Source organism: Bradyrhizobium sp. Mp27 (assembly GCF_029953005.1).
GTDB classification, from domain to species: Bacteria; Pseudomonadota; Alphaproteobacteria; order Rhizobiales; family Xanthobacteraceae; genus Bradyrhizobium; species Bradyrhizobium barranii.
Genome location: NZ_JASAUS010000059.1, coordinates 1 through 20,478 on the forward strand (window position 1 = coordinate 1; position 20,478 = coordinate 20,478).

The 20,478-nt window shown below is 64.5% G+C and carries 25 protein-coding genes; 6 read left to right on the forward strand and 19 right to left on the reverse strand.

From position 1 onward, the window contains the following. Nucleotides 1-26: 26 nt before the first annotated feature. Both QJT78_RS26415 and QJT78_RS26420 read right to left on the reverse strand, forming a co-directional pair. Nucleotides 27-509 (reverse strand): NrtA/SsuA/CpmA family ABC transporter substrate-binding protein, encoded by a 483-nt coding sequence (locus QJT78_RS26415; protein WP_281460359.1) that lies wholly within the window; start codon nucleotides 507-509, stop codon nucleotides 27-29. Beyond that, complete coding sequence (locus tag QJT78_RS26420) at nucleotides 494-733, reverse strand: hypothetical protein (RefSeq protein ID WP_240537474.1); 240 nt, start codon at nucleotides 731-733, stop codon at nucleotides 494-496. Before QJT78_RS26420 ends, QJT78_RS26415 begins: the two co-directional genes overlap by 16 nt. 323 nt (nucleotides 734-1,056) lie before the next feature. Here QJT78_RS26420 and QJT78_RS26425 point away from each other — a divergent pair, with 323 nt between their 5' ends. Both QJT78_RS26425 and QJT78_RS26430 read left to right on the forward strand, forming a co-directional pair. Then, nucleotides 1,057-1,731, forward strand: coding sequence for a lectin (locus QJT78_RS26425; protein ID WP_028151229.1), 675 nt, complete (start codon nucleotides 1,057-1,059; stop codon nucleotides 1,729-1,731). 200 nt (nucleotides 1,732-1,931) lie between these two features. Further along, a complete protein-coding gene (locus QJT78_RS26430) occupies nucleotides 1,932-2,639 on the forward strand; it encodes a glutathione S-transferase (RefSeq protein WP_038942030.1) in 708 nt (235 codons plus the stop codon). 17 nt (nucleotides 2,640-2,656) lie between these two features. On the opposite strand, the gene QJT78_RS26435 is transcribed toward QJT78_RS26430, so the two are convergent. The 4 genes from QJT78_RS26435 to QJT78_RS26450 form a co-directional block, all read right to left on the reverse strand. Further along, nucleotides 2,657-3,331 carry an isoprenylcysteine carboxylmethyltransferase family protein gene (locus tag QJT78_RS26435; RefSeq protein ID WP_028151227.1) on the reverse strand — a complete coding sequence of 225 codons (675 nt, stop codon included), beginning with the start codon at nucleotides 3,329-3,331 and terminating at the stop codon, nucleotides 2,657-2,659. An 80-nt stretch (nucleotides 3,332-3,411) separates the two neighbouring features. Beyond that, complete coding sequence (locus tag QJT78_RS26440; protein WP_028151226.1) at nucleotides 3,412-4,533, reverse strand: LuxR C-terminal-related transcriptional regulator; 1,122 nt, start codon at nucleotides 4,531-4,533, stop codon at nucleotides 3,412-3,414. A gap of 376 nt (nucleotides 4,534-4,909) precedes the next feature. Then, the gene (locus QJT78_RS26445) at nucleotides 4,910-5,080 is read right to left on the reverse strand and encodes a hypothetical protein (protein ID WP_193375897.1); all 171 of its coding nucleotides are present in this window, start codon (nucleotides 5,078-5,080) and stop codon (nucleotides 4,910-4,912) included. A gap of 259 nt (nucleotides 5,081-5,339) precedes the next feature. Continuing rightward, the gene (locus QJT78_RS26450; protein ID WP_038942029.1) at nucleotides 5,340-5,813 is read right to left on the reverse strand and encodes a hypothetical protein; all 474 of its coding nucleotides are present in this window, start codon (nucleotides 5,811-5,813) and stop codon (nucleotides 5,340-5,342) included. 246 nt (nucleotides 5,814-6,059) lie between these two features. Here QJT78_RS26450 and QJT78_RS26455 point away from each other — a divergent pair, with 246 nt between their 5' ends. Further along, nucleotides 6,060-7,715 carry a fumarate hydratase gene (locus QJT78_RS26455; RefSeq protein WP_014494037.1) on the forward strand — a complete coding sequence of 552 codons (1,656 nt, stop codon included), beginning with the start codon at nucleotides 6,060-6,062 and terminating at the stop codon, nucleotides 7,713-7,715. 180 nt (nucleotides 7,716-7,895) lie between these two features. On the opposite strand, the gene QJT78_RS26460 is transcribed toward QJT78_RS26455, so the two are convergent. The 6 genes from QJT78_RS26460 to QJT78_RS26485 form a co-directional block, all read right to left on the reverse strand. Beyond that, nucleotides 7,896-8,816 (reverse strand): SH3 domain-containing protein, encoded by a 921-nt coding sequence (locus QJT78_RS26460; RefSeq protein ID WP_028151223.1) that lies wholly within the window; start codon nucleotides 8,814-8,816, stop codon nucleotides 7,896-7,898. A gap of 14 nt (nucleotides 8,817-8,830) precedes the next feature. Continuing rightward, a complete protein-coding gene (locus tag QJT78_RS26465; RefSeq protein ID WP_014494041.1) occupies nucleotides 8,831-9,127 on the reverse strand; it encodes a hypothetical protein in 297 nt (98 codons plus the stop codon). Between the two features lie 108 nt (nucleotides 9,128-9,235). Then, the gene (locus tag QJT78_RS26470) at nucleotides 9,236-9,787 is read right to left on the reverse strand and encodes a septation protein IspZ (protein ID WP_028151222.1); all 552 of its coding nucleotides are present in this window, start codon (nucleotides 9,785-9,787) and stop codon (nucleotides 9,236-9,238) included. A gap of 14 nt (nucleotides 9,788-9,801) precedes the next feature. Continuing rightward, on the reverse strand, nucleotides 9,802-10,377 hold the full coding sequence (locus QJT78_RS26475) for a hypothetical protein (protein ID WP_038942026.1): 576 nt from the start codon (nucleotides 10,375-10,377) through the stop codon (nucleotides 9,802-9,804). Between the two features lie 76 nt (nucleotides 10,378-10,453). Then, complete coding sequence (locus tag QJT78_RS26480) at nucleotides 10,454-10,717, reverse strand: hypothetical protein (protein ID WP_038942025.1); 264 nt, start codon at nucleotides 10,715-10,717, stop codon at nucleotides 10,454-10,456. A 79-nt stretch (nucleotides 10,718-10,796) separates the two neighbouring features. After that, complete coding sequence (locus tag QJT78_RS26485) at nucleotides 10,797-12,194, reverse strand: carotenoid oxygenase family protein (protein WP_028151219.1); 1,398 nt, start codon at nucleotides 12,192-12,194, stop codon at nucleotides 10,797-10,799. Nucleotides 12,195-12,300: 106 nt separating this feature from the next. Between QJT78_RS26485 and QJT78_RS26490 the strand changes: the two genes are divergently transcribed. Further along, nucleotides 12,301-13,035, forward strand: a complete 735-nt coding sequence (locus QJT78_RS26490; protein WP_028151218.1) for a WHG domain-containing protein — start codon at nucleotides 12,301-12,303, stop codon at nucleotides 13,033-13,035. Between the two features lie 21 nt (nucleotides 13,036-13,056). Here the strand turns inward: QJT78_RS26490 and QJT78_RS26495 are convergent, their stop codons facing one another. Next, a complete protein-coding gene (locus tag QJT78_RS26495) occupies nucleotides 13,057-13,587 on the reverse strand; it encodes a hypothetical protein (protein ID WP_240537473.1) in 531 nt (176 codons plus the stop codon). 235 nt (nucleotides 13,588-13,822) lie between these two features. Between QJT78_RS26495 and QJT78_RS26500 the strand changes: the two genes are divergently transcribed. Further along, complete coding sequence (locus QJT78_RS26500; protein ID WP_028151216.1) at nucleotides 13,823-14,380, forward strand: SET domain-containing protein; 558 nt, start codon at nucleotides 13,823-13,825, stop codon at nucleotides 14,378-14,380. Between the two features lie 130 nt (nucleotides 14,381-14,510). On the opposite strand, the gene QJT78_RS26505 is transcribed toward QJT78_RS26500, so the two are convergent. Continuing rightward, nucleotides 14,511-14,909 (reverse strand): hypothetical protein, encoded by a 399-nt coding sequence (locus QJT78_RS26505; protein WP_028151215.1) that lies wholly within the window; start codon nucleotides 14,907-14,909, stop codon nucleotides 14,511-14,513. 38 nt (nucleotides 14,910-14,947) lie between these two features. Then, nucleotides 14,948-15,178 (reverse strand): hypothetical protein, encoded by a 231-nt coding sequence (locus tag QJT78_RS26510; protein ID WP_014494050.1) that lies wholly within the window; start codon nucleotides 15,176-15,178, stop codon nucleotides 14,948-14,950. A 68-nt stretch (nucleotides 15,179-15,246) separates the two neighbouring features. Here QJT78_RS26510 and QJT78_RS26515 point away from each other — a divergent pair, with 68 nt between their 5' ends. Beyond that, on the forward strand, nucleotides 15,247-15,729 hold the full coding sequence (locus tag QJT78_RS26515; protein ID WP_157790163.1) for a hypothetical protein: 483 nt from the start codon (nucleotides 15,247-15,249) through the stop codon (nucleotides 15,727-15,729). Here QJT78_RS26515 and QJT78_RS26520 read toward each other — a convergent pair. The 4 genes from QJT78_RS26520 to QJT78_RS26535 are packed head-to-tail and all read right to left on the reverse strand — an operon-like array spanning nucleotide 15,692 to nucleotide 20,463. Continuing rightward, nucleotides 15,692-16,738, reverse strand: coding sequence for a beta-eliminating lyase-related protein (locus QJT78_RS26520; protein WP_281460360.1), 1,047 nt, complete (start codon nucleotides 16,736-16,738; stop codon nucleotides 15,692-15,694). The two genes, QJT78_RS26515 and QJT78_RS26520, sit on opposite strands and share 38 nt — an antisense overlap. 17 nt (nucleotides 16,739-16,755) lie before the next feature. Further along, nucleotides 16,756-18,393, reverse strand: coding sequence for an iron ABC transporter permease (locus QJT78_RS26525; protein WP_028151212.1), 1,638 nt, complete (start codon nucleotides 18,391-18,393; stop codon nucleotides 16,756-16,758). Then, on the reverse strand, nucleotides 18,390-19,451 hold the full coding sequence (locus tag QJT78_RS26530) for an ABC transporter ATP-binding protein (protein ID WP_028151211.1): 1,062 nt from the start codon (nucleotides 19,449-19,451) through the stop codon (nucleotides 18,390-18,392). Before QJT78_RS26530 ends, QJT78_RS26525 begins: the two co-directional genes overlap by 4 nt. 4 nt (nucleotides 19,452-19,455) lie before the next feature. Beyond that, nucleotides 19,456-20,463, reverse strand: a complete 1,008-nt coding sequence (locus QJT78_RS26535) for an extracellular solute-binding protein (RefSeq protein WP_080586479.1) — start codon at nucleotides 20,461-20,463, stop codon at nucleotides 19,456-19,458. Between the last annotated feature and the right edge of the window lie 15 nt (nucleotides 20,464-20,478).

Here is a 20,478-nt window from a genome sequence, read left to right on the forward strand (position 1 = left end):
CTGAAGCTCTTGCCCGGGAAACAAACTCAAACTAACAGTCCCTTGTCCTGCCTCGCGGGTGGAGGAATTTGACTGACCACACCCGGAGGAATTTGAAGTGACCCGCGGGGTGTATCGAGTTCAGCGGCGGCCTCGCCCAGGGTCTTCTTGGCGTTGGCGATGTGGGGTTCCCAAGTGTCGATCGCGTCGATGCTTCCGGCTGCAAGCGCCGACAGCATCTCCTGCGGCCGCAGATTGACGAGGGTGACATCCTTGGGAGTCAGTCCCGCCGACTTCAGCAACGTCGCCGTGTAGACCTCGCTGCCGGTGCCGGCAGTGAATCCGATTCGCTTGCCGCGCAGGTCTGCCTTGGTCTTGACGCCGGCCTTGGCCGCGACGACCGTCTTGAGGTCGGAATATTCCATGCCGGCGACGAAGGCGATGGGCTGGTTTGCCATCGCCGAAGCGGTGACCGGCGCCTCTGCCGTTGTGGCGATGTCGGCGCCGCCCCCGATCACGTGTCCAGGCATTGCTTGCCGGACGTGAAGTTCGAGACCGTGATGTCCAGTCCGTGCTTTTCGAAAATCCCCTTCGATTTGGCGATGATCGCAAGGCCGGAGATCGGCGCGAGGTTTTGCGCAAGCCGGGCTTTGAGCAATTCCGCGGCCGCGGCGCAGCCCGGACTGATGGCAAGGCAGCAAAGCGCGGCATAGCCGGCAATTGTCGCAATTGGGCGGACGGTGTTCCAGTGCATGACGATCTCCCCTCGCGCCGCGCCCGGCGGCAGCCCCGATGTGATCGCGGATGCCGCCCTGAACGGCCCCGCAGCGGACTCCCGCGTCCTCCCCTGGGCGATCGCTTGAGGATCTGCCCCACGTTGGTATGCTCGCCCGGCGCTACGGTCTCGGGAAGCAATTAATCGACATGGCCCTCGGGGCGACCGGTCGTGCGCCGCCGCACGAGGTGATGCGCGTGCGGCGGATGGCCGCTGGAATAATGTCTGTCGTGACGGGTTCATGTCAGCGGATCAAAGACCGCCCAGCCAGAAGCAATCGCGGGAAAAATCGGGAGGATAGGATGAGCATTATTGCCAGGGTCATCGTGCCAGCAGGCGCTGCGCTCGCGCTCTTCGCAAGTCCATCTGCACAGGCGCAGTCAGCCGACATGACGTTCTTTGTGACCTCGAGCGGCCCGGGCAAGGGCGCCGATCTCGGCGGCCTGGAGGGAGCCGATGCGCAGTGCCAGAAGCTGGCGCAGGCCGGCGGTGGCGGCGCCAAGACCTGGCGCGCCTATCTCTCGACGCAGGCCGCCGACGGCAAGCCCGCCGTCAACGCCAAGGACCGTATTGGCAAGGGACCGTGGCAGAATGCCAAAGGAGCGGTGATTGCCAAGGACGTTGCCGACCTGCACGGCGCGGCCAATAATCTCACCAAGCAGACCGCGCTCAGCGAGAAGGGCGAGGTCATCAACGGCGCCGGCGACACGCCGAACCGGCATGATGTCCTAACGGGATCGCAACCGGACGGCACCGCTTTTGCTGCGGGTGACGACAAGACCTGCAGGAACTGGACGTCGAGCACGCAGGGCGCGGCGGTCGTCGGCCATGCCGATCGTAAGGGCCTGCGCGACGACGAGCCGTCAAAGTCCTGGAACAGCTCTCACCCCTCGCGCGGTCCCGACGGCGGCTGCTCGCAGGCCGATCTGAAGAGCACCGGCGGCGACGGCCTGATGTATTGTTTCGCGGCGAATTGAGTTAGGGCGCGCAGCTCTCTCCCCGCGTCATTGCGAGCGTAGCGAAGCAATCCAGTCTGTCTCCGCGGAAAGATTCTGGATTGCTTCGCTTGCGCTCGCAATGACGGGGTATGTGGTGCCGCCGTTCCGTCTCGCTCTCACGGAACCTTCGGCAGCATGTTACATTGGTCCGACCGCTTCCACGCTCACGGACCCTTCCCATGAAATACGAGCTCTACTACTGGCCCGAGATCCAGGGCCGCGGCGAATATGTGCGGTTGGCGCTGGAGGAGGCGGGGGCGGCTTACGTCGACGTCGCGCGGGGGGCGCGCGGAACAGCTGCGATGATGAAGATGATGGACGCGCATGGCGGCATGCCGCCCTTCGCGCCGCCGTTCCTAAAAGCGGGCAAGCTCGTCATCGGCCAGACCGCCAACATCCTGCTCTATCTCGGCGCCCGTCATGGGCTCGCGCCGAAGACGGAAGCGGGCAAGCTTTGGGTGCACCAGCTTCAGCTCACCATCACCGACCTCGTGACCGAGATCCACGACACCCATCACCCGCTCGGGCTTTCGACGTACTATGAAGATCAGAAGGCGCCGGCGAAGAAGCGCACGGCCGAGTTTTGGGACGAGCGCGTGCCGAAATATCTCGGCTATTTCGAAGAGCTCCTCGCCGGCAATGGCGGTGCCTACGTCACCGGTCGCAGGCTGACTTACGTCGATCTCTCCCTGTTCCAGATCGTCGATGGGCTACGCTACGCCTTTCCCAAGCGCATGAAGGCGTTCGAGGGAAATATCCCGGGCCTCGTCGGCCTGCACGACCGGATCGCCGCGCGGCCGAACATCAAGGCCTATCTCGAAAGTGAGCGCCGCATTCCCTTCAACGAGCAAGGCATTTTCCGCCGCTACAAGGAATTGGACAATTAGTCGGTCCGGATAGCGGCTCACCATACGCCGGGCAGCAGGCGATAGCGCACGCGCGTCATATAGTTGGAATAGCCCGGCAGGCCCTCGCGCAACGTGCGCTCCTCGATGCCGATGCGGACAGCAAACAAAACGACGATGACCGGCGCCATCACGAGGCCCCACCACGAGCCCAGCAGCAGCGGCACGCCGGCGAAGAACAGGATCATGCCGCTGTACATGGGATGGCGTACATGCGCGTAAGGCCCCGTCGAGACCACGCGTTGTGCGCGGTCGGCCTGGAGCTTCACCACGGGTGCGGCGAACGAGTTCTCGCGGAACACCCACAGGATGAACAGCGTCGAGAGGACGAACAGCATGAGACCGAGCGCCTGCAACGCAACCGGCATGTCGGAGAATTGCGTGCGCCGGTCGAGCCCCATCGCGGCCAGCCAGGCCAGCATCGCAATGACGAAGACGATCATGAAGGCCTTGTCAGCGGCAGGCTGGTCCCTTTGCAGGACCGGCCGCAGACGTTCGGCGAGCAGCGCCGGATCGACCCGATAAAGCCACCAGCCGCAGAGCGGGCCGAGCAGGGCGCAGGTCGCGAGGAACACCCAGGCCGAAGGCCAATGCATCGTCCCGGCGCAAGCGAACAGCAGCGCGCCCATGCCGGCGGTGGTGATCGTGTTCTGCAATAGCAGTTTTGCGATCATGCTCGATCAGATTCCGTCATACGCCGGCGCATTGATAGCATTCTTCGGACAAACATGCGGCCGGTGCGACAGGGGTGGCTTCAAATCTTGATGGGCGATGTAAAGGCCGCCACGAGCCGAACCAGATCCGCCTGTCGTTTGGTTCCGGTCTTCGTGAAGATCCTGGTGAGATGGGTCTTGATCGTCGTTTCGGCGATGCCCATGCTTCTGGCCACGTCAGGAACCCCGCCGATTTCGACGATGGCCAGGAAGACGCGCAGCTCGGCCGGCGTCAGCTTGAAGAGCTTCCGGATGAGGTCGGGCGCGACGATCGTCTCGAGCGCTGCCTTGCTGACGAACAGGACGGCGCAGGCCTCATAGCTGGCCCCGAACATTTGCCGGCGTCCAGCGGTGAGCGGCAGGAGATTTCCGACATAATGCGAGCCGTTGCGGGCCGTCAGATGCAGCGAGATGCTCGCGCTCGTCATCGACCGGTCGCCGAGAGCCGTGCCCGCCAGCGCCTGCCGCAGCATCCGATCGGCATTCAGGTCCGACGTCACGAGCCGGCCGTGGACCGAACGAAGGACGTCGGCCTCGTCCAAAATCTCTCGCGCGCTCGCATTGGCGTGCGTGACATGACCGTCGGCATCGAGCAGCAGAACGGCGGTGCGCAGAGCGTCGAGCGTGCGGACCGACGTCGTCTCCAATGCATTCTGCTGCTGCAGCTTCTGTCTGACGAGCATGGCCCGTTGCATGTGCGGCGTCAGGTGAGAGATCGTCTGATACATCCTGCGATCGACGGGCGCGCCGCCCTTCATGATCGAGAGGCGGGATATTCCCTCGGCAGACTTGCCGAGCAGGATGTTGGCGGCGTCCTCGAGACCCTGCGGCCGCGCCCATTCGTTGTAGAATGTGGTCGTCCGGAATTCGTCGACGTCGATCCAGTCCCTGATCGTCTGGATTTGGCCGACCGCGGCGTGGAGCACGCTGCGCGACGGATCGAACGGCTCGTAGGTTTCGATGTAGGACCGAACATAGACGGGTTCGACACCGACGGCATGGGAGATCACGGCCCCGCCGGCCGCTCCGATCCAGACCAGACCGCCACTCTGGCCGCCCGCCAGGTCGACGATGCTGCCAAGTGTCGCCGTCCATCGGGATTCGTCGAGCGCTGCATCGTAGATGTCCGCCACCAGCGAGAGCAGCTTTTCATTCGGTTCCATACGCGTGTCCGTGAACGGATAGATGGGTTCGTTCGGCCTCACAGATGAGCACGCCGGATGTGGAAATTTGATGAGGCGGATCACACTTGTAGACGCTCACGCAGCCCTGGCGAGCCGCTGAGTGAGGTGCCGGGAGGAACGGGCCGGACGGAAGTGCGCAGGGACAGTCAGACCGAAGGTCAGTGCATCGTTCCGGCGCAAGCGAACAGCAGCGCGCGGATGGCCGCGGCGGTGATCATGTTCTGGAACGGCAATTTTGCGATCATGCGCAGGTCAGACGCGCACGATATTGGTCCCGCTATCCGGCGAAGATGCGGCCGGACACGCGAAAAGCCCGATCGACCGGATCGGGCGTTTCATCTTTGACCGGCCCTGATCAGGCGAGCTGATCGATCCGTGTGCCGTGACCCGGCGGCAGCGGCGCGGGCGGCGGCGGCTTGTAGGTCGGGTCGTTGTCCTTGGTCTTCTGGTCGTCCTGCTGCTTGGTCGCGTCGTAGCTCGGCACCACGATCGCGATCGGCGGCGGCGCAACGGTAGAGACGCTCATCCACAAATCCTCACACATGGAAACAATCGACCTTGCGCTGCGAGGAGCGAAGCTTCCGTCAAGCCAATCGTTAAAATGCGAGGGAGTTGGTGCGGTGGGATGCCGTTCTTGGTCCCGCGAGTGCACGATTTGAGAGGACCGCGGCACTCTCCTCGTCATTGCGAGCGCAGCGAAGAAATCCAGAATCCCGCCGCGGAAAGACTCAGGATTGCTTCGCTGCGCTCGCAATGACGGAGCGTGTGGAAAGAGCGAGTGGCGCCTACTCGTCCTTGCCGCGCGTGATCGCGATGGACGCATCCGTCTTGGTACGCGTGCATTCCATGTTGAGCCGGCGGTAGCGCATGACGACCTTGTCGCCGCGCAACGGTCCCATCCGCTTCAGGCAGCGTGTCGCGCCCGTCGTGGTGTCGTCCTTCGTGACGGTGAAGACGATCGCTGCCATCGACCCCACGAGTGAAAGGAACTCCGGCGTCGGCTTGCGATCGCCCTTGGCATAGAGCTCGATGGAATATCTGTCGCCGCGGCAACCCACGGACAGCTCCTTGGCCGCGGGGTGCGAGAGGTAGACGATGTTGGCGGCCCGGAAATTCACCTTGAGGCGCTCGACCTGGTTCGCCAGCTCCTTGGCGCTGTCATCGCAGCGATCCGCGCGGGCAGGCGAGGCGAGGGTCACAAGGCCGGTGATGGCGGCGGCGACCAGGATCGCGCCGCGGACGTTCAGTTTGAAAATCATGATGAAAAGCCCCTTAGGCCGCGCATTCAACCTTCGTCGCGCGCCGAGCGCAAGGGGTGCACTCGGAGCCTGCCGGGGACGGTCATCGCCACCTTGCGTCCGGCCGACGGCAACCAAAAAGGGCCGTCGTGACGCCGAATCGGGATGCCTCGACCGCGCCAGAACGCCTTCCATTCGCGGCAAAAAAGCTTAGAACGCTTCTACGCTTAGAGGCCCGCGAGGGCTCCAAAACCCCGAGATTTGCCCATGAACGCTCCCACCGCCTTCCCCGATCCAGCAAAACCCGTTCCGCCCTACAAGCACACCCCGCTGTTCCCGCTGGGCAAGGACGAGACGCCCTACAAGAAGATCACGGCCGAGGGTATCAGGGTCGAGAAGGTCCTGGGGAAGGACATGCTGGTGGTGTCGCGCGAGGCGCTGCGGGCGCTGTCGGAGGCGGCCTTTGGCGACATCAACCACTATCTGCGCCCCGGCCATCTGAAGCAGCTCCGCGCGATCCTGGAGGACGGCGAGGCGAGCCCGAACGACAAGTTCGTTGCGCTGGACTTCCTGAAGAATGCCAACATCGCGGCGGGCGGCGTGCTGCCGATGTGCCAGGACACCGGCACCGCGATCATCATGGGCAAGAAGGGCTGCAACGTCATCACCGACGGTGACGACGAGGCGGCGCTGTCGGAAGGCGCGCGCGACGCTTACCTGCGCCGCAATCTGCGCTACTCGCAGGTCGCGCCCTTGTCGATGTACGAGGAGAAGAACACCGCCAACAACATGCCGGCGCAGTGCGAGATCTACGCCGAGGGCGACGACGCCTACAAGTTCATGTTCATGGCGAAGGGCGGCGGCTCTGCCAATAAAAGCTTCCTGTTCCAGGCCACGCCCTCGGTGCTGACCAAGGACCGGCTGCTCGCCTTCCTGAAGGAGAAGATCCTGACGCTGGGCACCGCGGCGTGCCCGCCCTATCATCTCGCCATCGTGATCGGCGGCACCTCGGCCGAGCTGTGCATGAAGACGGTGAAGCTCGCCTCCGCCCGCTATCTCGACGCGCTGCCGACCCACGGCTCGCCCGACGGCAACGCCTTCCGCGACGTCGAGATGGAGCAGGAAATCCACAAGATGACGCAGTCGCTCGGCGTCGGCGCGCAGTTCGGTGGAAAGTATTTCTGCCACGACGTGCGCGTGATCCGCATGCCGCGCCACGGCGCCTCGCTGCCGATCGGGCTCGGCGTGTCGTGCTCGGCCGACCGGCAAGTGCTCGGCAAGATCACCAGGGATGGCGTCTATCTCGAAGAGCTCGAGCACAACCCCGCGCAGTATCTGCCGCAGGTCGAGCAGTCGCTCGGCGGCGAGGTCGTCAAGATCGACCTCAACCAGCCGATGAAGGATATCCTGGCGACGTTCTCGAAGTACCCGACCAAGACGCGGGTCTCGATGACCGGCACCATGATCGTCGCGCGCGATAGCGCGCACGCCAAGCTGCGCGAGCGCCTTGAGAGGGGCGAGCCGCTGCCGGACTATTTCAAGAACCATCCGGTCTACTATGCCGGTCCCGCCAAGACGCCCGAGGGCTACGCCTCCGGCGCGTTCGGCCCGACCACCGCGGGCCGCATGGATTCGTTCGTCGACCAGTTCCAGGCGGCAGGCGGTTCGATGGTGATGGTGGCCAAGGGCAACCGGGCACCTGCCGTGCGCGAGGCCTGCAAGAAGTATGGCGGCTTCTATCTCGGCTCGATCGGCGGTGCGGCCGCGAACCTCGCCGAGCACTGCATCAAGAAGGTCGAGGTGCTCGAATATCCCGAGCTCGGCATGGAAGCGATCTGGCGCATCGAAGTCGTCGACTTCCCGGCATTCATCATCATCGATGACAAGGGGAATGACTTCTTCAAGGAGTTGAATCTGGGCTAGCGCTACTTTCCCCGGATGCGGCGTAGCGCGAAGCGGTGCGCCGCTGATCCGGGGGCCACATGGCGCATGGGTCCCGGCTCTGCGGAGCAGCGCCATAGCGCGTCGAAGACGCGCGTGAACGCGCTTTTGGCGCTGCACCGCGTCCGGGACACGAGAGCGGTGTTAGCCCGCTCCATTTCCCTAACTACAATTCGTAACCTGGTTCGAGCACAGCGAGCGCCACCAGCCGCGGACGCCGTCCTGGCTCTCGACGAGGCCCCAGAGGCCGCTACAGGCAAAGATGCGTTTCGGGCCGCCGTCGGTGTCGATTGGACCGCCAAGCTCGCGCTGGGCCGGCATCCATTTCGCATCGACGAACGGCGCCTGGAAAAGTCCGCCCATGCGCGTCGCGCCGTTGGCATAGGACGCGCCGACCTTGTTGGACGCGACCCAGCCGCGCCCCGCATAGGGTTTTGGCGCGCTGCGTGGATATCTCTTCTCGTCCTCGTAATCCTTGCCCGGCGGCTTGGCGCCTTCGATCAGGAACCATCCGTCCTTGAAGCCGATGATGCGGAATTCGGTGAGCCAGCCGCCCTCGGGCGTGTTCTCGGCGCCGCCAAGCTTCAGCCGATAGGGCGGCGGCAGCGTGCCGAGCACGCGCGCTTTCACCGAAGGCTCGGCGCGGACGTTGAGGCCATCAGGATCCTTGTCGATGGACCAGGCGCCGAGATCGCAGGGCTCGGTGCCATCGGGCAGCGTTGCGCGCCTGGCGGCGAGACCGGCGTGGAGCTTTGCGAAATCGGTATCGTCGTTGTCAGGATCCGGCCCGCTGCGCGGCTTCAATTCGGCCGAGACTGCGCGCGTCGCATCCGGCGTCAGCGTGACGACGAGGGCCTGGCGCGCAGCGAACACGCTTGCCGGTGTCTTCGGATCGTTCGACGAGGCCGGATAGACGGCGAGGGTGCCGGTCGATCCTTCGGTCCGGTAGGCCGTGCCGGCGACATAGCCCGCCGGCACCATGGCGAGCGCGCTTGCGCGCCACGCCGGTTCGGTGTCATCCGCGCGCGCCGCTTGCGTCGCGACACACAGGATCGTTGCCGCGATGAGACGGAGCACGCGCACGGTTCGCAACGTGCCTATGCGCGCGCGCCCGTGAACGGAAAACTGCCCATCGGGCCGATGCCCATCTCGCCGCTCATGCTGTCGCCGGACACCGTTCCGATGAACTCGAGCGTCAAAGGCATCGGATTGGTGATCGAGACTTTCCAGTTGACGGCGTCGCCGCTGATGGCGCCGTCGAAGATCTCGGCCGAATTGCCGTCGGCACCCTGCGTTCCGGTCAGTGTGCCGCCGGAGCTGAGCAAGGTCAGGGTGGCCTTGCGCTCGCCCATGGGCGTCGTCATGGTCAGAGTCCAGTTGCCGTCCACGGCCATTCGTGTCTCCCAACTTTTTCCCGGCACCTTGCGACAATCCGCAAGGTGAGCCAGGGACGCCTATAGCCTAACTCGCGTGACGTGCCTAACGCTCTCTTTGACGCGCCCTTAAGCGCGGGCTGCGCGAATACGGCTGCCGATGAGCAGGCGGAAGGCCACGTACTGGATCGCGAACGCAACGATCTTCGCGCCGATCAGGACCACCGAAATATAGAAGGCCCACAGCTTCATGTCGCCGGTCATGGCAACCGCAACGGTCCCCGCGGCGAGCGCAAACATCAGCGCGGCCCAAGCGTAGCCCGCGAAGGTAACGTATTCCGGAATGGTCTCGGTCACGATCGCCGGCAGATAACGCAGCATCCAGCCGCGCTTGAGCATGATGATGCCGATCGCGACATGCCCGATCGCGGGCTTCGCCAGCACGAAGCGTGGGTCGTGGGTGAGCAGCGTTGCGCCGCCGAGCACGATGACTAGCCCGAGGCTCGCCCAGGTCATGTAGCCCAGCGTCTGGCCCTTGATCCGCGACCAGATCACCTGGCCGATGGCGCCAAGGATCGCGACTGCGGTCGCGAGGATGACGTTGTCGGTCACGAGATAGATTACCAGGAAGACGATGGTGGAGAGGAAATCAGAGACGAGCCGGCGGAATACGTCTTTCATCGTCTGTCCTGTCTTCAATGGGTGTGGGGCAGCACGGCGGCGGGCGCAGCATATTTGATCTGGCGATACTCGGGATACCATTTTGTGAAGTAGATCGCGCTGTTGCGGGCGGCGAAGGCGACCGCAAGGCCCGACCAGAGCGGCAGGCCGGGGACGTAGAGCAGCACGATGTTGGCGGCCATCATCAACAGCGCGGCGGCGGTCCAGGCGCCGGTGATGACGTAATTGGCGGTGAGGAAGCCGGGCATCGCCGCCGTCTCGGCCGGGACCGTTTCAACCGCATATTGCAGCGTGAACGGGTGGCGGACCAGCATCGAGCCGAGCGAGATGACGAAGATGCCGATGTCGACCGACAGCTTGACGCCCAGCGTGCCGAGCTTCGGGTCGATCAGCGCGAGGTAGAGACCGATTGCGGCGAATACGATCGCCGAGCCCATCGCCAGGATCTTCACGGAGCGGCCGCGCACGACATCGACCGTGATGGTGGCGAGGCAGATTGCAGACGCGGCGAACACGCTTGAAGTGGCCGACGTCACCAGCATCAGGAAAGTGTAGGCGCCGTAGGGCGCGAGGATCAGGAAAATCGCCATGAGCCGCCTCGGTCTGGCTAATCTTTACGATGTAAAGATCAATAAATCAGGAACGGTGTCGGGTCAAGCGAAATCTTTACAGTGTCAAAATAACGTAGGTGACTTCCAAAAAGTGAAGGGCAGCAATGGCTTGGTCGGACGCCTCGTCGGCGAATTCCGCCCCGGGCAGGCGCGACAGGATCGGCAGCGCGGCGGCGAACAGGAGGCCGACCGAGAGCAAGATGCCGCCGTTGAAGATGACATGGCCGCTCCGTCGCAGCCGGATCATCCGGAGTGCGAGCGCGGCGCAGGCCAGGGCGAGGACGGCAAGGCAATCTGCGGTGATCGAGGGCATGTGCATGCGAGGCCTCTTTGGTGACATCCGCGATGTCATTCCGGGGCTCGCGACGTCGTCGCGCCCCGGAATGACGAGGCGAGAGTTACTGCGCGCCCACCCAATTTCCGTGAAAGCCGTCGGGCACGCGGTGGCCGAGCTGCACCAGCGCAACGGGACCGGCTTCGACATCGGTGGCGTTGAACACGGCGAGGTCGCTGCGGTTCTCCCGCGCGCGCCAGACCACCGCCAACAGCCAGCCGTCGCCTTCCGCGGCATCCGTCGCGCGCTCGACGAACACCGGCTCGGAGATGGTATCGCCGGCCGGCAGCAGATAATGACCGAGCCGTCTGCCGTTGCCGTCGACATGGACGACGCCCGAAAGCGCGCCGAACATCGGCAGCCGCGGATTGGCGCAGGCGTACCAGCCGTGACGACTTTTCAATCCGGCGCGGCGGTCGTCGATGCGGGGGAATTCGCCGGTGAGATCGTCGAGATAGGTCTGCTGGAAGCGGTCGGTCGTCCCTGAGAGATCGAACGTCCAGCGGCAATGGCGGGCGCGTGATTTCTCCGGATCCGTCGGCCGGCCATCGGGATGCGGAAACAGCGGCGCTTCCTCGAACTGCATGACGTCGGCGATGATGCGGTTGCCGTCCTCCCACGCGTTCATGATGTGGAAGACGTAGCAGGCTTCACCGCGGAACCAGACGATGTCCTTGGCCGTGCCGTTGCGCTTCATCACGCCGACATAGGCGCCCTTGTCCGGCTCCCAGGCATAAGGCGGCCGTCCGCTCATCGCGCGCTCCATGCTGCCGGTGATCGGGAGGATCGGAAACAGCACGTGGTTCTCGGTGACGATGAAGTCGTGCACCATGCTGGCGTAGGGCGCCTCGAAACGTTCGAAGCGCGTGGCCTTGCCTGTTAGGTCGATCGATCCGTAGGAGAGGGCAGGGGTCAGCGGACCCGCGGCGTTGTAGCCGAAGAACACGAGCTCGCCGGTGACCGGGTCGACCTTCGGATGCGCCGTGAAGCTGCCGGCGACGCGGCCCTGGTAATTGTGATAGCCGCGCGTCGCCAGCGTGCCCGGCTCGATCTCGGTCGGCAGATGCGCTTCTTCCAGCGCCAAGAGCTTGCCGGCATGAAAGATGATGTTGGTGTTGGCGACGCCGCCGTCAGTGAGGTTTTGCGGCGCATCCGGCAGCTTGCGGCCGAAGCCGCCGAACAGCGCGCGGCCTGCATCGTGCTCGGCCAGCCATTTCGGCGTGCGGACCCAGCGGTTGCGATAGCTGGCGCGGCCGTTCTCGAGGTGGAAGGCATGCAGCATGCCGTCGCCGACGAACCAGTGCGCACCGGGCGCATCGAACTGCGGATTGGGACCGTTGCGATAGAGCACGCCATTCAGATCGCGCGGCAATTCCCCGACGATTTTGAGGAATGGCGCGTCGGCTTCGAATGGAATCGGACCGAGGTTATGGCGGCGCTCGGTGACGGCGTCGTGCTGCACGGCGTATCCCTCTCCATCTTTACATCGTAAAGATCGAATAATGCCGATCGCCGCATTCGTCAAGTGAAATCTTTACACTGTCAACATTGCGTCATATAGCTTGCAAATGGCCAAAAGCGACGCCAAGAGCGAGACAGCGCGCAAGCCGCGTACCCCGAGCAAGACATCGACGGCCGCGAGCGCGCAGGCGCGTTCCACACGCCGTCCGGCAGTAGCGAAGACGGAGACGCCGTATCATCACGGCGCCCTGCGCGAGGCGCTGCTCCAGGCCGCCGAACGGGTGCTGGAGCGCGACGGGCTCTCCGGCCTGACCTTGCGCGCGGTGGCGCGGGAGGCGGGCGTCTCGCATGCCGCGCCGACCCATCATTTCGGCGATCTCACCGGCCTGCTCAGTGAGCTCGCGGCCGTCGGCTTCCGCCAGTTCAACGCGGCGATGGCCTCGTCCTGCGACGCCGCCACCACGCCGCTGGAGCGCGCGCTGGCGCGGCCGAAGGCCTATGTCGCCTATGCGCAGGCCCATCCCGGCATGTACGGCATCATGTTCCGCACCGAACGGCTCGATTATTCCAGGCCCTCGCTGCACGAGGCGGCCGAAGCCTCCTTCGCCGGCCTTGCCAATGCTATCGGCATGATGCGTCAGGAGCAGATCAGCGAAGATTCGCTGACGCTGAACCAGGGCGCGGCGATCGCGCGCGCATGGTCGATGGTGCACGGCTTCACCATGCTGCTGCTCGACGGCCGTCTCGAGGACATTCTGGGGCGGCTGCCCGAAGGGACGACGGCCGAACAGTTGCTCGAGGCAATGCTAACGGCGCCTATCACGGCGAAGCTGCCGGCATAGCGCGTTCGGGCGGGCGGTGTCCTAGCGCATCGTCGCGAGTTCGACCGCGCGTCCACGCGTGCCGACAATCTTCACCTCGTCCTTGCCGCAAGTGAAGCCGCGGGCGAGATCGTCCGCCGCCTTGCGCGCGAGCTCATTGGCGGTCGGGTTGGCGATGGCATCGACATAGGCGACGTGGCAGACCGGCCCCGGCGGCAGCCGCGTCAGGACGAGCATGGCCTTGGTGTTCGGCCGTCCCTGCCTGTCGGGATCGGTGCTATCGGCGATGTGCCAGCGCTGGATCATGGCAAACGGCTTGGTGCCCGCGCTACGCCATTCGACGGTGGCCTCCGATGAATTGAATGGCGCGAACCAGACCTTTGCCGCCGGTTCCTCCGCTGCGGCCTTGCGATTGCGGCCGACCGAGACGATTTCGCGCAGATCATCCTCGGCGATCAGCACGATCAGGCCGTCTTTTCCCGGGCAGACCCGCGTGGTGCTGCCGTCGAGCTCGCTGGGCTTGCCGATCTGGCGGCAGTCTTTTGGCGCTGTGGAGGAATAGGTGCTGCCCATGGATTGGGCGGCGACGTGACCCGCGCTCAGGCAAGTCAGCAGCACGGTCAGACAAAGGAACGCGATACGCCTCATGACGACGCCTTGATACAGAGGGAACTCGCTCCATCAGACGTCTTCATTGTGGGCAAGGTTCAAACAGAGGCGGGATGTACCTGACAGCGGCGCGGAATCGTTCTAGAAGGGCGCCTTCCGCTGCGCTTACCGCGCTTCGTCCGCGACATCTCATTCGATCATGCCAACCATCGCTTCCAGCAAATCCTATCGCGTCGGCCGTTCCAAGACCGGACTTGGCCTCTTCGCCACCATGCCGATCAAGAAGGGGACCCGGATCATCCGTTATTTCGGACCGATCCTGGACTCCAAAATTCCCGCGCATGACGAGATCGAGAACAAATACCTGTTCGAGCTCAACAACCGCTGGACCATCGACGGGTCGGTGCGCAAGAACCTCGCCCGCTACATCAACCATTCCTGCCGTCCCAACGCCGAGTCCGACGTTCGGCCGCGCGAGCGCAAGGTCTTCATCCGCGCCATCAAGAACATCGAGCCGGGCGACGAGATCAACTACGATTACGGCACCGACTACTTCAAAGCCTATCTGAAGCCGATCGGCTGCAAATGTCCTTCCTGCGAGGCCAAGCGCAAGAAGCTGCGCGCCGAGGCTCGCGCCGAACGCGCCAAGGTGAAGGCGCGCACGGAAGCCAAGGCCAAGAAGGCGGGCGCGAAGGCCGGCAAGAAGAAGCTCAACGGCCATGCCGTTGGCAAGAAGAACGGTCGCGCGCGGACATAGCCGTTGGCCGCGGTGTCATGCCCCGCGAAAGCGGGGCATCCAGTACGCCGCAGCCCATCCGCATCCGTCTACTGTCTCGGAATACTGGGTCGCCCGGTCGAGCCGGGCGACGACGGCGAGTGACGTGGCCTCACGCGGCCACCACATTCCCGCTCTTCCGCAATCCCACATATTGCAGCTCGGCAAACACGCCGGTCGCAATCGCCTGCGCGACGACCATGAGCTCGCCGCTGATGTTCGGCGACACCGCGCCCGAGAACAGCAGCGCGATGCTGCCGACCGTCCAGGCCGCGTTGCCGACCACGACCAGCAGTACGAGCGACCTCGCCACGGAGGCACGCGAGGCGAGCCAACCGACCAGCGCGGTGTAGGCGATCAGGAACAGGCCGGTCTCACGCAGCAGCGCTTCAGGCAGGTTGAACAGCGATGCGAACGCGCCGGCGCCGAAGGTGAAGCCGAGGGCGGCGACGCCGCTGAAGATGGCGTCGGCGAGAAGCGCGCGGCGCAGGAAGGTGGATGCGTCGATCATCATGGTCTCCATGGTTGGGTTGGGCTTCGGGGATGAATTCAGTGGCGTCCGCGCCACCAGGCGCGGAGCAGGCGGGCGAGGCGGAACGGGCAGAGGCTCTTGCCGACGCCGTGCTCGAAGGCTGTGACCTGCGCGACGACATAGTGGCCGGTCGAATGCACCAGCGGCTCGGGCATGTTGAGGCTGCGTGCCAGCATGCGGGTCGCGAGCGTCACGGCCCAGGGAACAAGGTGGTCTGCGATGGTCCGGTAGAGCAGCAGCGCGATCATGGTCATCTCCTGTTGCGACCGAAGATGCGCCGTGGCGGGGACCAATTCGATTACCTCGCGGGTAAAGAATGCGCCCGTTCGCGACAGTCCCGCCAGAAGCGCGACGCCGCAAAAGCCCTGCTCGCTCAATACCCCCGGCCGATCGCTCGATCGAAAAGCAATTCGAACGGCATCGCCAAGCAGTCGAGCGCCCCTTCGGCGTGTGGATCGATCAATGGCCTGCGGAGAAGAAGATCGAGAAGATCAAGCGCGGCAGGCTGGTCGCTGTGCGCAGTCCCGAGACCATCGCTCCACTAGAAAGATGGGCCGGTTATTTGAAGAAGCGTTCCGGCAGGCTCTCCCGGCAAGACATCAGGCGCCCTGATGTGCTTGCCATCTTCTGGGCGATGCAGGCTGAAGGCAGGTTGGCGACCCGTGACCGAGTCCACAGTATTGGTGAGCATGTCTGCGACTACGCCGACCGCGAAGGTGATGGCTACAATCCGTTCCGTGCATGCAAGAAGCAGCTCACTATCAACGTTTCGACACCACGCGATGGACGAGCGCGATGACCTCGTCGGCTTCCTGTTCGGTGCTGTCAAAGCGAGCCACGAACCGGATTACGTCCTGGCCCCGTCGCGCGAATTGCAGCCCGCTCGCTGCAAGACGGTTGATGGCCAAAGCGGGCAGGTTGATGAAAACCAAATTGGCTTCCACTGGCGCAATGAGCTGAACGTCGGGCAGCGCAGCGAGACCCGCTCCAAGATGCGCGGCCACGGCATTGGCCTTCGCCGCGAGCCGCAGATAAAGGCGATCCTCGACGTAGGCGAGCAGCTGTGCCGACGCAAAGCGCATCTTCGACGAGGTCTGGCCGGCGCGGCGAAGCCGATAGGACAGGGATTCGACGAGATCCTGATCGAACACCACGATCGCATCCGCCGACATCGCCCCGTTCTTGGTCGCCCCGAAGGACAGGATGTCGACGCCGGCGCGCCATGTCATGTCGGCCGGGCTGCAATCGAGCGCGTTGGCGAACCGGGCGCCATCCATGTGCAGCGACAGATTCCTGTCGTGGGCGATTGCTCCGATTTCGGCGATCTCGGCGAGGGGATAGATCGTTCCATATTCGCTGGCCTGAGTGATCGACACCGCATCGGGCTGGGAGCGATTGCGGACTCCCCAAGTCGCCTGGCCCAGCGCCTGGCGCAGGCTCGACGGCTCGATCCGAAAGTTTCGGCCGGACATGGCGACGAGCTTCGCGCCGCCTGTGAAGGCTTCGGTCGCGCCGCCTTCCGCGGTGTGGATATGCGCCTCTTCGTGACAATAGATGGCGCCATAGGGCCGCGCGCAGCTCGCGAGTGACAAGGCGTTGGCCGCCGTACCGGTCGAGACCGGGAACACGGTGACCGCGGTCTCGAACAGCTCCGAGAAGCGCGCATTCAACAGTCTCGAATAATCGTCGTCCCCATAGGCGGCGGCCGGGCCGCGGTTGGCCTCGGCGATCGCTCGCAGAATCTCGGGGCAGACCGGCGCGACATTGTCGCTGCGGAAATTCGGGAGCGTCGGGGCTGCTTCGTTCATACCGTCCTGTCCTGCCGTCATATCACGGTTGATTCCTGCTTGTTGATGCGCCGATTGATCAGAAGCAACGGGATTGCGGTGACGAGGATAAGCACCGCGGCCGCGGCGGCCGCCAGACCCGCGCCGGTGCCCTCGATGGCATGGTACATCACGACGGTCGTGGTGACCCAGCCGCTCGCATAGAGCACAATGGTCGCGCTCAACTCGGATGCCGCGGTGATCCAGACCAGCACCAGCCCGCCGACAAGGCCGCTGGCCATCAACGGCACGGTCAGGGTCGCGAAGGTTTTGCTTGGCGAGACCCCGAGATTGATCGAGGCTTCCTCGAGCGAGGGATCGAGCTGGTGCACGATTGCCGAGGACGACCGGATCGCGAAGGGGAGCTTGCGGACGACATAGGCGATGACCAGGATCAGCCAGCCGCCGGTCAGAATCAAGGGACCGCTGTTGAACGCGATGATGAGCCCGATCGCCAGGATCGTGCCCGAGACCGCAAACGGCACCATGCCGACGAAATCGAGCAATCCCGACAAGCGCGAGCGGTGCCGGGCCACGACATAGCCGATCGGAGCGCCGATCAGCATGGTGGCGACGGCCGCGATGCTGGCGAGCGTCAGCGTGTTGAGCAGCGGCCGATAGGAGCCCGACAATAGGGTGGCGTAATTGCCCAATCCGAACTCCCAGGTCAGGACAGGGCCGCGAAAGCGCAGGAGGGAGATCATCAACACAGCCGCGAACGGCAGCAGCGAGGCAATCACAATGCCCCAACTCACGATCGTGGCCGTGAGCCGCAGTCCCGGCGTCAAAGGCAGCTTCGCGGGCGCGCTGCGGGCGTTGGTCGAAAACCGGCGCTTGCCGAGGTAGTGCCGCTGAACGAGCAGCGCGATCGCCGTGCAGGCGATCAGGAGCACGCTGAGTGCGCCCGCCGCGGCCGGGTTGGCATCAGATTCGCCGGCGAACAGCTTGAAGATGTCGACGGCCAGGAACGGCCGGTCCTCAGCCAGCACCGCTGGCACGCCGAAATTCTCGAGTGCCTCAATGAACACCAATAGTCCGCCGGCAAGGATCGCCGGCATCACGATGGGCAGCAGCACGGTGCGGATCACATAGGGCCGTGAGCCGCCGAGATTGCGGGCTGCCTCCTCCATCGAGGCGTCGACTGCCTGGAATCCGGCCAGCACGGGCATGACGACGTATGGATAGAGCGTCAACGTGAACACGATGACGATGCCGGGCACGCCGTAGATCGATCCGATCGGGATGCCGATCCCGCGCAGAGCGGTGGTGACGACGCCAGCATGGCCGAACAGCAGCACGAGGGCGTAGGCGCTGACGAACGAGGGCAGGACCAGCGGCAAGGACGCAAGCGTCAGCAGCAGCGCGCGGCCCGGTATGTCGATCCGGGCAAGACAGAAGGCGAGCGGGATGCCGATCGCGCATGCGAAGGCCGTCGCGAGCGCGGCGCAGAGCAGACTGTTGCCGATGCTGCCGAGATAGTAGCGGCTCTTCACAATCGCCGCATAGTTCCCAAGTGTCAGGCCGCCCGTGCCGTCGATCCGAAAGCTTGCATCCAGGACGAGCGCCAGCGGGTAGAGCAGAAACACCGCGAGCAGCACCAACGCCGCCAGCGTCACGATGGTGGCGAAGCGTTTCATGGCGCTGGATACGCCGTGATCTGGGCAGGGTCGTAGGCAAGGGTGAGCGGCGCGCCGGGCAAGAGATCGAGCGCCTGGCCGCCGAGCGCCGCGATCCGAATCTGGGTGCCGTCCGGCAGGGTTGCGTGGAGGCGTTGTACCGGGCCGAGAAATTCACGCAGCGCCAGACGCGCATGCACAAGCGAGCCACCGGAACCGTCTCGCAGCTGCAGGGCCTCCGGCCTGACCGACAGCAACACCGGCGCGCCCGGCGCTGCGACCTCGCCTCTGACCGTGAATTCCGTTCCGGCTGCTGCGACAGGCGTGTTACGGCCGTCGAAAGCCCCCGCGATGCCCGGCACCATATTGGTCGAGCCGAGGAATTCGGCGACGAAGGCGGTCTGCGGCATCCGATAGATGCGCTCCGGCGTGTCCACTTGCTCGATCTTGCCGTGACGCAAGACGGCGATGCGGTCGGAGATGGCGAGTGCCTCCTCCTGATCATGCGTCACGTAGATCGCAGTCAGGCCGAGCGCCTGCTGCAGCTGTCGGACCTCGATCCGCATTTCGGTGCGCAGCTGCGCGTCGAGGTTGGACAGCGGCTCGTCGAACAGGAGCACGGCGGGCTCGATCACGAGCGCGCGGGCGATTGCCACGCGTTGCAGCTGACCGCCGGAGAGCTGGTGTGGCGAGCGTGGACCGTAACCTGCAAGGCGCACCCGCTCGAGCGCCTTGTCGACGCGCGATGCGATCTCGCCAGCCGGAATCTTCCTGGCCTTCAGCCCGTAGGCCACGTTTTCGGCGACGGTGTGGTTCGGGAAGATCGCGTAGTTCTGAAACACCATGCCGGTGTCGCGGCGATGCGCGGGCAGAGCATCGATGCGCCGGCTGTCGAAGCAAATGGAGCCGGATTCGACGTCGATGAAGCCTGCGATCATGCGCAGCAACGTCGTCTTCCCGCAGCCTGACGGCCCAAGCAGCGTGAACAGCTCGCCATGCTTGATGTCGAGCGAGATGTCGTCCACGGCCCGCACCGCGCCGAAGGTGCGGGTTAGGTTTTCAATCCGGATCGCGGTCATCGGATCAGCGCGTGTTCTGGATCGTGGTTTTCAGCCGCGCGAGGGTGTCGCGACGGGCCGCTTCCCATTTGGTGTCGTCATAGGGCAGCACCTTGACCGCCGAGAACGGCAGCATCCCCGGTGCGACCGCCTCGAGTTCGATATCCTGACGGGCAGGGCGCCGGAACGTCGCCTTCAGCAACATCTCCTGGACTTCCTTGCTGGCCAGATAATCGACCAGCCGTTTGGCAGGCTCGGGGTTCGGTCCGCCTTTCAGGATGGCCGCGCCCTCGACGCCCGCATAGGTGCCCTCGGCCGGATAGGCGACGCTCACGGGCGCACCGTTATGGGCCCACAGGAAGCCGGCATATTCGAGCGTGATGCCAAGCGGATATTCGCCGCTGCCGATCCCGTCGAAGACCTGGGTCGAGCGGTTGAGCACCTTCGCATTCGCAAGCAGCCCGTCCATCTTGGTCCAGGCTGCGTCGTCCGCGCCCCACAGCGAGAGAAGCGTGGTCGCGGCCGCATATGAGAATCCGGAATTGGCAGGGTCGGTAAAGGCGAGCTTGCCTTTCCATTTCGGATCGAGGAGGTCTGCCCAGGCTTTGGGCCCATTGGCCTTGTCGATCGCCTTGGTGTTCTGGCCGATCACAACGACCTGGATGTTGGTGCCCAGCCAAAGGTCGTTTGGATCGCGAAATTGCGCCGGCACGGCTTCGCGGCCTTTCGCCGCGTAAGCCTGAAGGTGCGGGCTCGCGAGCCGCAGCAGCGTCGCACTGACGCCCCAGATCACGTCGCCCTGCGGATTGGCGGCCTCGGACGCGACGCGGCGCACCAGCACACCTGATCCGGTCGAGACCACGTCGACCTTGATTCCGGTCGCCTTGGCGAAGCCCTCGGCTACAAGCTTGTTCACAGTGTCGTCGTTGGCCGAATAGAGCACGACGTTCTGCTGGGCCGAGGCCAGCCCGGCCGCGAACAGCGATGCCGCGAGCGTCACGACTCGGGCGAGGATGGAGGCAGGAGATCTCATCGTGGTTCGCCCTCG

What these genes read in the sequence shown, in the direction of transcription:
- QJT78_RS26505 (WP_028151215.1), bottom strand. Translation starts at nt 14,909, where the DNA reads ATGATCGACGCATCCACCTTCCTGCGCCGCGCGCTTCTCGCCGACGCC.
- QJT78_RS26500 (WP_028151216.1), top strand. Translation starts at nt 13,823, where the DNA reads ATGCCAACCATCGCTTCCAGCAAATCCTATCGCGTCGGCCGTTCCAAG.
- QJT78_RS26535 (WP_080586479.1), bottom strand. Translation starts at nt 20,463, where the DNA reads ATGAGATCTCCTGCCTCCATCCTCGCCCGAGTCGTGACGCTCGCGGCA.
- QJT78_RS26430 (WP_038942030.1), top strand. Translation starts at nt 1,932, where the DNA reads ATGAAATACGAGCTCTACTACTGGCCCGAGATCCAGGGCCGCGGCGAA.
- QJT78_RS26520 (WP_281460360.1), bottom strand. Translation starts at nt 16,738, where the DNA reads ATGAACGAAGCAGCCCCGACGCTCCCGAATTTCCGCAGCGACAATGTC.
- QJT78_RS26525 (WP_028151212.1), bottom strand. Translation starts at nt 18,393, where the DNA reads ATGAAACGCTTCGCCACCATCGTGACGCTGGCGGCGTTGGTGCTGCTC.
- QJT78_RS26480 (WP_038942025.1), bottom strand. Translation starts at nt 10,717, where the DNA reads ATGCACATGCCCTCGATCACCGCAGATTGCCTTGCCGTCCTCGCCCTG.
- QJT78_RS26465 (WP_014494041.1), bottom strand. Translation starts at nt 9,127, where the DNA reads ATGGCCGTGGACGGCAACTGGACTCTGACCATGACGACGCCCATGGGC.
- QJT78_RS26530 (WP_028151211.1), bottom strand. Translation starts at nt 19,451, where the DNA reads ATGACCGCGATCCGGATTGAAAACCTAACCCGCACCTTCGGCGCGGTG.
- QJT78_RS26490 (WP_028151218.1), top strand. Translation starts at nt 12,301, where the DNA reads ATGGCCAAAAGCGACGCCAAGAGCGAGACAGCGCGCAAGCCGCGTACC.
- QJT78_RS26475 (WP_038942026.1), bottom strand. Translation starts at nt 10,377, where the DNA reads ATGGCGATTTTCCTGATCCTCGCGCCCTACGGCGCCTACACTTTCCTG.
- QJT78_RS26415 (WP_281460359.1), bottom strand. Translation starts at nt 509, where the DNA reads ATGCCTGGACACGTGATCGGGGGCGGCGCCGACATCGCCACAACGGCA.
- QJT78_RS26445 (WP_193375897.1), bottom strand. Translation starts at nt 5,080, where the DNA reads ATGAGCGTCTCTACCGTTGCGCCGCCGCCGATCGCGATCGTGGTGCCG.
- QJT78_RS26435 (WP_028151227.1), bottom strand. Translation starts at nt 3,331, where the DNA reads ATGATCGCAAAACTGCTATTGCAGAACACGATCACCACCGCCGGCATG.
- QJT78_RS26455 (WP_014494037.1), top strand. Translation starts at nt 6,060, where the DNA reads ATGAACGCTCCCACCGCCTTCCCCGATCCAGCAAAACCCGTTCCGCCC.
- QJT78_RS26515 (WP_157790163.1), top strand. Translation starts at nt 15,247, where the DNA reads ATGCGCCCGTTCGCGACAGTCCCGCCAGAAGCGCGACGCCGCAAAAGC.
- QJT78_RS26420 (WP_240537474.1), bottom strand. Translation starts at nt 733, where the DNA reads ATGCACTGGAACACCGTCCGCCCAATTGCGACAATTGCCGGCTATGCC.
- QJT78_RS26440 (WP_028151226.1), bottom strand. Translation starts at nt 4,533, where the DNA reads ATGGAACCGAATGAAAAGCTGCTCTCGCTGGTGGCGGACATCTACGAT.
- QJT78_RS26510 (WP_014494050.1), bottom strand. Translation starts at nt 15,178, where the DNA reads ATGATCGCGCTGCTGCTCTACCGGACCATCGCAGACCACCTTGTTCCC.
- QJT78_RS26450 (WP_038942029.1), bottom strand. Translation starts at nt 5,813, where the DNA reads ATGATTTTCAAACTGAACGTCCGCGGCGCGATCCTGGTCGCCGCCGCC.
- QJT78_RS26470 (WP_028151222.1), bottom strand. Translation starts at nt 9,787, where the DNA reads ATGAAAGACGTATTCCGCCGGCTCGTCTCTGATTTCCTCTCCACCATC.
- QJT78_RS26495 (WP_240537473.1), bottom strand. Translation starts at nt 13,587, where the DNA reads ATGGGCAGCACCTATTCCTCCACAGCGCCAAAAGACTGCCGCCAGATC.
- QJT78_RS26425 (WP_028151229.1), top strand. Translation starts at nt 1,057, where the DNA reads ATGAGCATTATTGCCAGGGTCATCGTGCCAGCAGGCGCTGCGCTCGCG.